This is a genomic window from Rhizobium sp. BR 250, from assembly GCF_047445855.1.
Classification (GTDB): Bacteria; Pseudomonadota; Alphaproteobacteria; order Rhizobiales; family Rhizobiaceae; genus Agrobacterium; species Agrobacterium tumefaciens_I.
Map to the genome: position 1 here is coordinate 84,922 of NZ_JARWKW010000002.1, position 11,395 is coordinate 96,316.

Genomic DNA, 11,395 nt, shown 5'->3' on the forward strand with positions numbered 1-11,395 from the left:
CCCTCACGTCGGAGCAATCGCCTGAGGGGCGAGCGGATGCCGCTTGCTTCTTCTCCCCGCCGGGGAGAAGTCCGCGGCAGCGGAGTGAGGGGCGACGTTAGCGAGAGACCGAGAGGTTGCCCCTCATCCGGCCCTTCGGGCCACCTTCTCCCCGGCGGGGAGAAGAAAGGAGCGGCGACGTCGAACCCCTTTTCAACCGCGCTCACAAAGCCGCGGCACATTCCTGACAGAACGGCGTATAGGGCACCGCCTTCAGCCGATCCTCCGAAATCTTCTTGCCGCATTTCACGCAGATGCCGAAGGTGCCGCTTGCGACGCGGTCCAGTGCCGCATCGATGGCGCGCAGCTCGTCCTGCCCCACCTGCCCCATTTCATCGAGCACCTCGTCATTGTTGCGCTCGATGGCGCGATCCTCGTCATCGGGATTGCGCGGCTCCTCGAAATCCGCCTCGATCCTGTGCAGGCGGCGATAAAGCTCGCGCTGGCGGTTTCTCAGGATTTTCTCGTAACTTTCAACATTCATGGTCTTTTCCTCCAGCCCGAGCGGGCGGAAAACCCGCCCGCAACCCTAGACATCACGCCTTTACCGATCGACCAGCACCGAGCATTTGGCGTGGCGCACCACACGGTCGGCGGTGGCGCCAATAAAATAATTGCTGAAATCCGGCGTGTGCGACGCGATGATGATGAGGTCCGCCTTGTGCTCCTCGGCGGCGGCGATGATCTCGCGGGCGGGTGCGCCGCTTCTGATTTCCTGGCTACCCTTGAAACCGGCCCTGGTCCTGAGGTCCGAAAGCTTGGCCTTGGCGTCCTTGATGGCGTTTTCGATGAGGTCGACAGGCAGGTCGATCGCCATGTAACCCGGCAGTTCCTCGACCACGTTGATGAGAACGATCTCGCCATCGGGGTCCAGCAGCGCCTTGGCCTTTTCGAGGATCTTTTCCCCCTTGTCGGTGGCGCTGAGGTCTACCGGTACGATGATCTTCTTGTACATGGCTGTCTCCTTTGGCTTGATCCGCCATTTAGCGTGTCGGGTTAGGCTTATATTTCCCCTTCGGCGCAGCCTTCACCTTGATCGAAGTCAAAGCTGGAGCCGCACCGCACCGGGGCATTGTCAACGAATAGTAGACGGTCAATCGCCACACCGCGATCTTTGCTGAACGACGAAACCAGCCCATATTCGCCTTCGACAAACGCCGCAAAGCGGCGTCGGCCGATATCATCGGCGACCGATCCGCCCCATGGCGCTTCGGATTCAATATGGAGATCATGATGAGTGAAATCAAACAATTCGCCCTGACGCGGCCGGCCTATGTCGGTCAGGCGCATCTCGTCGTTCACGATCTGCCGCGCGTTTCAGATTTTTACCAGAAGATCATCGGTCTTTCCGTTCTCGAAAAGAACCCGAGCGGCGAAGTGCTGGGGGTAAACGGCCAACCGCTTCTGACGCTGTCCACCTCCGACGTCGCCGAGCGCGCGCCGCGCAATGCCGCCGGCCTGTTCCACACCGCATTCCTGATGCCGAGCCGCAATGATCTCGCGCACTGGCTGGCCCATGCCGCACACAACAATGTCCAGCTTCAGGGCGCATCCGACCATCTGGTCAGCGAGGCGATCTATCTTGCCGACCCGGAAGGCAACGGCATCGAGGTCTATCGCGACCGTTCACCCGACGAATGGTCCTACCAGCCGGACGGCACGGTGGAGATGGCAACGATCGGCCTCAACCTGCAGGCGCTTTACGACAGCGCGCCGAAAACGGCCTTTACGGGTGCTGCGGACGGCACCGCCATCGGCCACATTCACCTGCAGGTCGGCAATATCCCGCAGGCGGATGAATTTTATCAGGATGTGCTGGGGCTGAAGATCATGGCGCGTTATCCGGGCGCAAGCTTCTTCGGCTCGGGTGCCTATCACCACCATGTCGCCGCCAATATCTGGAACAGCCGCGGTGCTGCGGCCCGCAAGGACAACATGACCGGCCTTTCCGGCTATTCGCTGAAATTCAACGACGCCGCAGCGCTCGACAGGGCAGTTGCCGCGCTCGACCGGCTGGAAATCGCCACCGAGCGGCAAAGTGACGGGATCGTTTTGAAAGATCCGTGGGGTATCGGGCTAAAGCTTYCCGCCTAAAGCAAAAAAGGGCAGCAGAAATTTACGCTGCCCCGGAACCGCCACATTCTTCGAACGTTTGTCACCTGATTGGGGAGCCGTTCGATGAATGAAAATGCCAGACCGGAAAAGACCGGCACTTTGGTTACCGGCGGAGCCACCGCCGGAACCGTTCCGGCAACAAGAGCGGACCCGCTGGAAACTCCGGTATCCGGCCCGCGCCGCGACGATGCGCGCAGCCAGCAGCCGCTTGGCCGGGAAGCGCTGGATGTGGTCGTCGCCTGGTCGGTGATCGGCATCTTCCTCATCATGCTGATGGCCGTCATCCACGAATTGTCGCTCATCCTCATTCCGGTGGTGATGGCAATCGTGGTGGGCATGATCCTCGGCATCGCCGCCGAAAAACTCGGTTCTTATGGCATTCCCGGTTTCGGCGTCGCGCTCATTCTTTCGAGCCTTGTCGCGGCGGTGATGTTCTTCGTTATCAATTCGTTGACCGAGCCGCTCTCGCTACTGGCTTCGGAAGGCCCGGCGCTGGTGGAGCGCAGCATCGACCGTTTCCTGCCCTATCTGCAAAGTCTCAAATGGCTGAATATTTCTGCGGCCAGTTTCAGCATGGGGTCGATGTCGATGGAATCGCTGATTTCGCGCAGCGGCGAGATCATCTCCCTCCTCGGTTCCAACGTCACCCCCGCCATCGTTCAGGGCCTGATCTTCCTCGCCGCGCTGCTGATGTTTCTCTATAGCCGCTTACGGCTGCGCAAGGCGATCATCATGGCCTTTCCGGCCCGCCACCAAAGGCTGCGCACCATTCGCATCATCGGTTCGGTGGAAGAGGTGCTCGGCACCTATTTCGCCACGGCGGCGCTGATCTATGCCGGGCTTGGCGTGACGATGGTGATCATCGCCTATTTCGGCGGGCTCGCCATGCCGCTGCTGTGGGGGCTGTTCGCCTTCCTTTCCAGCTTCGTGCCGTTTCTCGGCATCACCGCCATGACGATCTCGCTGACGGTGGCGGGCATCATCACCCATGACAACATTGTTCTCGCGCTTCTGCCGGCCGCGATCTTCTTCACCATTCACCTTTTGATGGAAAACCTCGCCTTTCCGGCGGTTGTCGGCCGCAACATGGAAATCAACCCCTTCCTCGTCTTCGTGATGATCATCTTCTGGACGTGGATGTGGGGGGCTGCCGGCGCCATGCTCGCCCTGCCGCTATCGCTGATCGCCATGACGGTGACGCGGGAACTCTTCCCCTCGCGCCGGGTGGTGCCAAACCTGCCGGATTAAACACCGGCTTTGCGGCCGGAAATGCGACAAAAAAGGAGTCTGAGGGTTTTCGTGATTCGGAGAAAAGCGAAACCGCTCCGGGTTTGAGCTTTCAGGAGATTGTCCGTTGACGGCGGGCGGTGGGCGCGTGGGGTTTACCCCCCTCTGCCCTGCCGGGCATCTCCCCCTCAAGGGGGGAGATTGATATGCGGCACCCACCAGCCCATCTCTCACGTTGCGAGTGAGCGGGCGTTCGCTTCCAGCTGATCTCCCCCCTTGAGGGGGAGATGCCCGGCAGGGCAGAGGGGGGTAAACCCAACACGCCCGCCAACAACCAGCAACCTCTTGAAACCCAGCGGCCAGGCCGCTCAGGAAGCGAGCGGCATTCCCTGCATCTGTCCCTGCACCATGCGGCGCTCGTGTTCGATCAGCCATTTCTTACGCCACAAACCGCCGCCATAGCCCGTCAGGCTGCCATCCGCCCCCAGCACTCGGTGGCAGGGAACGACAATCGCAATCTGGTTGGCGCCATTGGCGCGGGCCACGGCGCGCACGGCGGAGGACCTGTCCATGCTGGTTGCGAGTGAAGAATAGCTGACGATCTGACCCACCGGGATTTCCCGCAGGTTCCGCCAGACGTCGCGCTCGAAGGGCGTGCCATGGCCTGCAAGCCGGGTTTCGAAGGCGCCCGAGCTGCCGGCGAAATAGGCGGCGAGTTCCGCTTCAATCTGGCCTGTCACCGCCGTCCGGCCCAGCACCATATCCGCGCCGGTGCGGGTCTTCAGCCGTTTCAGCTCGGCCGGAAGGGCTGGCCGGTCGGCGAATTCGAGGAGATGCAGGGCATGGTCATCGGCGATGGCGAGCATCGGGCCGATCGGCGTATCGATCCAGTCGCCCTTCAGGAAACCCCTGCCCTTCATGGCGGCGGGCGAGGTGCCGAAGAACTGGTTGATGGCCGAACGAAAACCGCTGCCGGATTCGTAACCGGCATCGATCTGCGCGCCGATCACCGCCTCGCCCGAGGCAAGGCTTTCCGCCGCGTCCCCCACCCGTCGCAGCCGGGCGATTTCCAGAAAGCTCATGCCGAAGCGGCGCTTGAAGGTGCGCCGCACGGTGGAGGGATCATGGCCGAGCGCCACCACATCCTCCTCACGCCAGCGCCGCGCCGGTTCGTTTTCCAGCGCCGTCAGGAGCGAGGTGACGGTCTCATCGGCGGTGCCATAGGATAACATCGGCTTGCAGCGCTTGCAGGGACGGAAACCCGCCTCCAGACATTCGGCGATGGTCTCGCGGAACCGGCAGTTCTCGATCTTCGGCTTGCGCGCCGTGCAGGTGAAGCGGCAAAAAATCTTGGTGGACGTCACGCAGACATAGGCCACGCCTTCATAGGCGGGATCCTTGTTCACAAGGGCGGAATAGAGGGTTTCGGTGTCGGGGCGTTTGAACAGCATCATGAGGGGATGCTAGCGCAATTTTGAGCGGCATGCCGCCGAAAAACGGGCGTGGATGTGGGAGGATTTATCTTCGCCCCCCAGCCATGACGACCGCTGCTTCCAGTGGAGCGAGAGGGTGCGGCATATTTCTTCTCCCCGCCGGGGAGAAGATGGCGCGCGGCGCCGGATGAGGCGGCGGCGGTAGAGAGATGCGGAGAGCTTGCCCCCTCATCTGCCCTTCGGGCATCCTCTCCCCGGTGGGGAGAAGAAACGGGCGGCAACGTTTCGGATCAATTTCCCGGAGGCGCGAAGGATGGGTCGTCCAGCCGGGCGAAGATGACGCCACGGGCTTTCAGCGCCAGAAGGCCCTTCACCACACCCTCGCCCGCCTCATGGGTGGGCTGGTTGATGTGGGAGATGATGACATCGCCGTTCCTGGCGGAAGCGATGTGTTTTGCCGTCGCGGCAGCACCCAGAAGCGAGCCGCCATCGCCATTGACGGAATAACCCGCCACCCGCATGCCGAGCCGGTTGATGGTGGCCATGGAGGAGTTAGTGTATTTCGCCGTCGCGCCACGGAACCATTGCGGCTGCAGACCGGTGGCGGCGACGATCGCCTGACGGCCACCTTCCACCTCCTGCTCGACCGCCGCTTCAGAACCGGCGGCGGCGATGCCATAGATCGAGACGGACTTATCGACCGCCGGCACATGGTTTTCGCCGTGATTTTCGATCTCGAACAGATCGGGATGCGCCAGAAGCACGGATAGCGCTTCCCCATTGTGCTTCAGCCAGCGGGCGGTGACGAAGATCGTCGCGGGGATACGCTCCTTCACCAGCGTATCGAGGATGCGGTGGTCGGTCTTGCCCATGCAGGCATCGAGCGTCATCGCCACCCGCACCTTGCCATCATGCTGCGGCGTCATTTTCAGCGATGGCTCGACAAGGCCGTTCCCCGCAAAGGCGGCGGAGGCGGCAGAGGCGAACAGGGCAGCAAGGAGGAAGCGACGTATCATTTTCATTTTCCGCAGTGTCATGCAGTGTATTCCCGTGGCAATCCGCCCGCAAAGCGCCCGAATTATGGCGCGGTTTCCAGCACGGACAGCGCCTCCAGCGCCTCTTCCACCCGCTGGCGCTCCGCGCTGGTGAGCGGCAGGATCGGCCGGGGCGGCTCGCTCACCGTCAGCGAGAGAATATTGGCGGCGGCATAAATCACGCGGATGCTGCCGAATTCCTTGAACAGCGCCCAGAGCGGCTGGAAGGCCACATCGATGTTTTTGACCTCTTCCGCATTGCCGGCCTGGGCAGCGCGCATCAGCCGGAGCGCCGGAACCGGCAGCAGGCCGGCAACCACGCTGTACCAGGTGTCGCCGCCGGCAAGCGTGGCCTCGGCGCAGCCCCAGTCGCCGCTGTAACCGATGGCGAAACCATCCGTCAGCTTCGGCTTGAGCCGCGCAAGCTCGCCGGCATAATCGGCATCGACCGGCAGCGGCATCTTGATGGCGCGGATATTCGGGATATAGGCKAGCCGCACCAGAAGCTCGTCGCTGAAGGTAAAGCGGGTGGTCGTCGGGTTGTTGTAGATGGCGAGCGGCAGCGCCGTAGCACCGGCCACGGCGGCGAAATGGTGGTAAGCCTCTTCCTGCGTCAGCGGCGTATAGGAAACGGGCGCGAGCAGCAGCGCATCGGCGCCGGCCGCTTCCGCATCCTTGGCCAGCGCAACCGCCTCATCGGTGCGCAAGGCGCCGACGCCTGCCATCAGCGTGCGCCTGCCCTTGAGAATGGCGGCGGCGGCCTCGACGGCGCGGCGCCTCTCCTCGCGCGTGAGATACATATAGATACCGGTGCTGCCGAGAATGCCGACGGAATCGACCGCCGCCGCATCCAGCCGCGCGATCAGGGCGGAGAAGGCCTCAACATCGACCCGCCCGGCCTCGTCAGCCGGCGTGATCGGAAAAGCCGAAAGTCCCCTGAATCGTGTCGCCATGTCCGTCTCCCTCGCTTCGATCAGCAGGCAGGGTTACAGAGCCGCCGGCGGAGCGGCAAGAAAAGCGGAGGCTAAACGCCTGCCGACAACCGAAAAAATCCTTGCTTAGTCATAAAGATACAACTTCTTCCACTGCTCTTCGGGAATCTTGTCGCCGACCCGGTAATCGAAAGACTGGATGCTGAGGCTGTCGCTCTTCAGCTGGCACTTGTATTTGAGCTTGTACCATTCACCCGAACTTCTGAAGACCGCGCCCGGCGCCTTGATGGAGTTCTTGCCCACTTCCGGATCACCGAACGTGTAGGCGATGACCTTGTCCGGCCGCATACCCTTCTGCTCGGTCGCTATCCTCTCCATCGCCTCGATATCGCAGCGCTGCTCAAGCCGTTCTTCGGGAGCAAGCGCGTTCAGTTGCCGCATGACGCTGGCGTCGATCGCGAAAGCGGGGGTGAAGGCCTGCAGGCTGAGGAAAAAGGCAGAAAGGGCAGCGGGAAGAAGCTTTCGCATGGGGTCCTGTCAGTTTTTTCGTTTGTTCTTGGCAATTGTCTTAGCAGGTGCGGCAGGCCGGGCGACCGACGCACATCATCGCCGATTTGCCGGATATTGCCAAAATGTGATCGAAAGCTGACGAAATTGTGCCCGAGCTGCATTCCGCCTGTGGAGATTTGAAACTTGATCGGCCGGGAGGCGCGCTCTACATCTGGTGCGCATATCGATTTTCATACGAAAGCGAGTTTCCCTTGCCGATTTTCAAGAATCTCCCCGCTGCCCCGACCGCCGAAAAACGGCCCGTTCAGGACACGCATCACGGCATTACCCGCACCGACAATTATGCATGGTTCCGGGCCGATAACTGGCAGGCCATGTTCAAGGACACCTCCATCCTCGACCCCGCCATCCGCGCCCATCTGGAGGCGGAAAACGCCTATATGGAAGCGGCCATGGGCGACACCAAGGCGCTTCAGGAAAAGCTGTTCGAGGAGATGAAGGGCCGCATCAAGCAGGATGATTCCTCCGTGCCGGTCAATGACGGACCTTATGCCTATGGCACGCTGTTCGTGACCGGTGGCGAACAGCCGCATTATTTTCGCACCCCGCGCGGCGGCGGCGAAAAACATGTGCTGCTGAATGGCGACAAGGAGGCCGAGGGCAAGGATTATTTCCGCCTTTCCGGTCTCGACCAGTCCTCCGATCACAGCCACGGTATCTGGGGTTACGACGACAAGGGCTCGGAATATTTCACCCTGCGCATCCGCAACCTCGAAAGCGGCGAAGATCTTGCCGATATCGTTGAAAACACCGGCGGCGGTGGGGCCTGGGCGCCGGACGGCAAGAGCTTCTTTTATACGCTGCAGGACGAGAACCACCGTCCCTCGAAGGTCTTCCACCACATTATCGGCGAGCCGCAATCGACCGACCGTCTGGTCTATGAGGAAAAGGACCCCGGCTTCTTCATGGGCGTCGGTGCATCCGTGCTCGACGATTTCATCTTCATCGACATTCACGACCATGAGACCAGCGAATATCGCATTCTTTCCACCGGTGACCTGACGGCCGAGCCGAAGGTGGTGGCGGAGCGCGAAGAGGGCATCGAATATTCGATGTGCGAAGGCGGCGACGTCTTCTTCATCCTCACCAATGACGGCGACGCCAAGGATTTCCGCATCGTCGAAGCACCGGTCTCAGCACCGGGCAAGGAAAACTGGAAAGAAGTCGTGCCGCATGAGCCGGGCCGTCTCATTCTTTCCGTCGATGCCTATGCCCGCCATCTCATCTGGCTGGAGCGCCGCGATGGCCTGCCGCGCATCGTCATTCGCGACCGCCGCACGGGCGAGGAGCATTCCATCGCCTTTGCCGAAGAGGCCTATTCTCTCGGCCTGCATGGTGCGGCGGAATATGACACCGACGTCATCCGCTTCTCCTATTCCTCGATGACGACGCCGAGCCAGTTGTTCGATTACGACATGGTGACGCGCGAGCGCACGCTGCTGAAGACGCAGGAAGTACCCTCCGGCCACAATCCGGATGATTACATTACCCGTCGCATCATGGCCCCTGCCCATGATGGCGAGCTGGTGCCGGTCTCCCTGCTCTACCGCAAGGATGTGGCGCTCGACGGTTCCGCCCCCTGCCTGCTCTATGGTTATGGCGCTTACGGCATCACCATTCCCGCTTCCTTCTCCACCACGACGCTGTCGCTCGCCGACCGTGGTTTCATCTATGCCATCGCCCATATTCGCGGCGGCAAGGACAAGGGTTTCGAATGGTACGAGACCGGCAAGATGGAAGCCAAGCAGAACACCTTCAAGGATTTCATCGCCGCTGCCGATCATCTGGTGCAGGAAGGTTTCACCTCCTATGAGGGCATCATCGCCGAAGGCGGTTCTGCCGGCGGCATGCTGATGGGGGCTGTCGCCAATATGGCGCCGGAGAAATTCGCCGGCATCATCGCCGCCGTCCCCTTCGTGGACGTGTTGACCACCATGCTGGACGACACCCTGCCGCTCACCCCGCCGGAATGGCCGGAATGGGGTAATCCGCTGGAATCGGCGGAGGAATATCAGTGGATCGCCGCCTACAGCCCCTATGACAATGTCGGCGCCAAGGCCTATCCGCCGATCCTTGCGCTTTCCGGCCTCACCGATCCGCGCGTAACCTACTGGGAACCGACCAAATGGGTGGCGAAGCTGCGCGAGAACACGACGGGGGAAGCCCCGATCCTGCTCAAGACCAACATGGCGGCGGGCCATGGCGGCAAGTCCGGCCGTTTCCAGCGGCTGGAGGAAATAGCCTTCGAATATGCCTTCGCGCTGAAGGTGGCCGGCAAAGACGCCGTGTGACATCCTGACCGTGAAACGGGCGGCGACAGGGTGGCCGCCCGGACCTCAACAGTGCGAAAATACCCTCAAAAAACCTCTTTCTGAATATTTTTTCTACAAAATCACGAGTTTATTTTCTCTTTAAACTCAGACTTGATATCCATTGGTTTTCTATTTCATTTTACTGAATTACTAAATATACCCGCGTAAATGCGAAATACATTTTATGTATTACGCCAAATCTAAAAACGTTCCGAAAATCGATCGCATGGCTGCGATGCGCCATTTCGCGTTGCAATATCACTTTTTGGCCGTATTATGCCGGTCGTTGACATATTCATGCGCCTTTTCGCCGCCCTTCTCGCGGTAACCCCGCAGCACGTCTTGCGGATATTCTTTCTGCCGGATTTTTTCGGCTTCTCCACGCGCCATGTCAGTTCGCCCTTGGCAATCCGGGCTTTGCAGTGCTCCCGCTTTGCCAACTGAAAACACTGCATCAGACTTGGAGGTCTCCACATGAAGAAACTCCTGGCCTCGACCATTCTCGTAACGGGCTTTACCATCGCTGCCGGTGCAGCACATTCCGCCAAGGCCGCCGAAACGTGCGGCAGCATCACGATTGCCGAAATGAACTGGGCATCCGCCGGTGTCGCGGCTTACGTCGACAAATTCATCATGGAAAACGGCTATGACTGCACGGTCAATGTCGTGACCGGCGACACCATGCCAACCTTCGCTTCCATGAACGAAAAGGGCCAGCCGGACATGGCGCCCGAATTGTGGGTGAACGCCGTGCGCGAGCCGCTCGACGCCGCCGTCAAGGAAGGCCGCATGATCGAGGCTTCCAAGATTTTGAGCGAGGGCGGCATCGAAGGCTGGTGGATTCCGAAATTCATCGCCGACGCGCACCCGGATATCAAGACCGTCGAGGACGCGCTGAAACATCCCGAACTTTTCCCCGCCCCGGAAGACGCCAGCAAGGGCGCCGTGCACAATTGCCCGTCCGGCTGGAACTGCCAGGTAACCACCGCCAATCTCTACAAGGCGCGCGAAGGCGACAAAAAGGGCTTCACGCTGGTCGACACCGGCTCGGCCGCGGGTCTTGATGGCTCGATCGCCAATGCGTTCGAAAAGAAGCAGGGCTGGCTCGGCTATTATTGGTCACCCACCGCCATTCTCGGCAAATACGAGATGGTGAAGCTGGATGACGGCGTCGAACTCGACCGCGCCCATTTCGACGACTGCACGGCGAAGGTCGATTGCGCCAGCCCGAAGGTGAACGCCTATCCGGTGGCCGATGTCTATACCGTCATTACCAAGGATTTCGAGGGCAAGGCCGGGGTGACGATGGACTACATCAAGGCCCGCAACTGGGACAACAGGATGGTCGCCGAAATCCTTGCCTGGATGAATGAAAACCAGGGCACCAACGAGGATGGCGCGGAATATTTCCTCGAGAACCACGAGGAAATCTGGACGAAGTGGGTTCCGGCCGAGGTGGCGGAGAAGATCAAGGCTTCGATGTGATTGGTTGATGGGAGGAGAAGCTTCGGTGGTATCCGGGGCTTTACCCCCCTCTGCCCTGCCGGGCATCTCCCCCACAAGGAGGGAGATCGGCTGGGCGCGCTTTCACGCTTCATCCTCAACCATCTAGATGGGCGAGACTTTGCCGCAGGTCGATCTCCCCCTTGTGGGGGAGATGTCCGGCAGGACAGAGGGGGGTGCCCCGCGCACCAACMTCCCCCCATCCCCAAACCCCAAACGGAAAACAACAA

12 protein-coding genes are annotated in these 11,395 nt (G+C 60.7%); 4 read left to right on the forward strand and 8 right to left on the reverse strand.

Annotation, left to right across the window (positions count from 1 at the left end; translation table 11 throughout):
• Positions 1–202: 202 nt before the first annotated feature.
• From QD336_RS03410 to QD336_RS03420, 3 genes are read right to left on the reverse strand one after another with little or no spacing between them, the layout of a single operon-like run.
• The gene (locus QD336_RS03410; protein ID WP_499169364.1) at positions 203–523 is read right to left on the reverse strand and encodes a TraR/DksA family transcriptional regulator; all 321 of its coding nucleotides are present in this window, start codon (positions 521–523) and stop codon (positions 203–205) included.
• A 60-nt stretch (positions 524–583) separates the two neighbouring features.
• A complete protein-coding gene (locus QD336_RS03415) occupies positions 584–994 on the reverse strand; it encodes a universal stress protein (RefSeq protein ID WP_269344310.1) in 411 nt (136 codons plus the stop codon).
• A 47-nt stretch (positions 995–1,041) separates the two neighbouring features.
• Positions 1,042–1,290, reverse strand: coding sequence for a hypothetical protein (locus tag QD336_RS03420; protein ID WP_269344312.1), 249 nt, complete (start codon positions 1,288–1,290; stop codon positions 1,042–1,044).
• On the opposite strand from QD336_RS03420, the gene QD336_RS03425 reads away from it, so the two are divergent.
• Both QD336_RS03425 and QD336_RS03430 read left to right on the forward strand, forming a co-directional pair.
• Positions 1,273–2,133 (forward strand): VOC family protein, encoded by an 861-nt coding sequence (locus QD336_RS03425; RefSeq protein ID WP_499169366.1) that lies wholly within the window; start codon positions 1,273–1,275, stop codon positions 2,131–2,133. The genes QD336_RS03420 and QD336_RS03425 overlap by 18 nt on opposite strands.
• Positions 2,134–2,217: 84 nt before the next feature.
• Positions 2,218–3,402, forward strand: a complete 1,185-nt coding sequence (locus QD336_RS03430; protein WP_269344317.1) for an AI-2E family transporter — start codon at positions 2,218–2,220, stop codon at positions 3,400–3,402.
• Positions 3,403–3,749: 347 nt separating this feature from the next.
• Here the strand turns inward: QD336_RS03430 and QD336_RS03435 are convergent, their stop codons facing one another.
• The 4 genes from QD336_RS03435 to QD336_RS03450 all read right to left on the reverse strand — a co-directional run bounded on the left by QD336_RS03435 (position 3,750) and on the right by QD336_RS03450 (position 7,308).
• Positions 3,750–4,835, reverse strand: coding sequence for a bifunctional transcriptional activator/DNA repair enzyme AdaA (locus tag QD336_RS03435; RefSeq protein ID WP_499169368.1), 1,086 nt, complete (start codon positions 4,833–4,835; stop codon positions 3,750–3,752).
• 269 nt (positions 4,836–5,104) lie between these two features.
• Positions 5,105–5,830: a polysaccharide deacetylase family protein gene (locus tag QD336_RS03440; protein ID WP_499169369.1), complete on the reverse strand. Its 726-nt coding sequence runs from the start codon at positions 5,828–5,830 to the stop codon at positions 5,105–5,107.
• A gap of 62 nt (positions 5,831–5,892) precedes the next feature.
• Positions 5,893–6,801, reverse strand: a complete 909-nt coding sequence (locus QD336_RS03445) for a dihydrodipicolinate synthase family protein (RefSeq protein ID WP_499169371.1) — start codon at positions 6,799–6,801, stop codon at positions 5,893–5,895.
• 105 nt (positions 6,802–6,906) lie between these two features.
• Positions 6,907–7,308 (reverse strand): DUF930 domain-containing protein, encoded by a 402-nt coding sequence (locus QD336_RS03450; RefSeq protein WP_499169372.1) that lies wholly within the window; start codon positions 7,306–7,308, stop codon positions 6,907–6,909.
• A 233-nt stretch (positions 7,309–7,541) separates the two neighbouring features.
• On the opposite strand from QD336_RS03450, the gene QD336_RS03455 reads away from it, so the two are divergent.
• Positions 7,542–9,641: a S9 family peptidase gene (locus QD336_RS03455; protein ID WP_269344324.1), complete on the forward strand. Its 2,100-nt coding sequence runs from the start codon at positions 7,542–7,544 to the stop codon at positions 9,639–9,641.
• Between the two features lie 279 nt (positions 9,642–9,920).
• Here the strand turns inward: QD336_RS03455 and QD336_RS03460 are convergent, their stop codons facing one another.
• Positions 9,921–10,136, reverse strand: coding sequence for a hypothetical protein (locus QD336_RS03460; protein WP_499169374.1), 216 nt, complete (start codon positions 10,134–10,136; stop codon positions 9,921–9,923).
• Between QD336_RS03460 and QD336_RS03465 the strand changes: the two genes are divergently transcribed.
• Complete coding sequence (locus QD336_RS03465; protein ID WP_499169376.1) at positions 10,137–11,147, forward strand: ABC transporter substrate-binding protein; 1,011 nt, start codon at positions 10,137–10,139, stop codon at positions 11,145–11,147. It begins immediately after the preceding gene.
• Positions 11,148–11,395: the final 248 nt, after the last annotated feature.